Source organism: Vibrio sp. 1978, from assembly GCF_033344345.1.
On record NZ_JAWPOP010000898.1, the window covers coordinates 1 to 545 of the forward strand.

At 47.7% G+C, this 545-nt stretch carries 1 protein-coding gene; it reads right to left on the minus strand.

All coding sequences use genetic code 11. The features are described 5' to 3' along the window. Positions 1-545 (minus strand): PQQ-dependent sugar dehydrogenase (locus R8N49_RS29745; RefSeq protein WP_318190780.1); only part of this gene is annotated, 545 nt, incomplete at both ends.

Below are 545 nucleotides of genomic sequence, written 5' to 3' on the forward strand. Positions count from 1 at the left end.
TGCCGTCAAGTTCTGAGTATTTATCCCCGCGATAGAGCACCATATTGCTTGGAGCGATAGAGGGAATGTAAACCAATTTGGGGTCTTCCATTCCTGGCAGTGATTTCGCTTCACCCACATCAAGTGGGCCCCAATATTCTTTCCCTTGTGAGACTCTTGCCCAACCGTAGTTCGCCCCTTTTTTAATTAGGTTAATTTCGTCACCTCCACGCGGCCCATGTTCAATCGACCAAAGTTGATCTGTCTCTTTGTCGTAGAACAAACCTTGTGGATTGCGATGCCCGAAACTCCATATTTCAGGCTTTGCCTTAGAGGAAGTAAAAGGGTTATCTGTTGGCACCGTGCCGTCTAGATTCAAGCGTAGTATTGAGCCTGCGTGTGTTTGAGTATTTTGCCCGTTGTCTCGTTCACCTCGATCGCCAATCGTGAAGTAGATCTTGCCATCAATAAACGCGATTCGACTGCCAAAATGTCGGCCAGTATCGGTGATGGCATCGGCGATGAAGAGATCTTTCCAGCCTGTTAGTTGCTCGCCATTTAGCGTT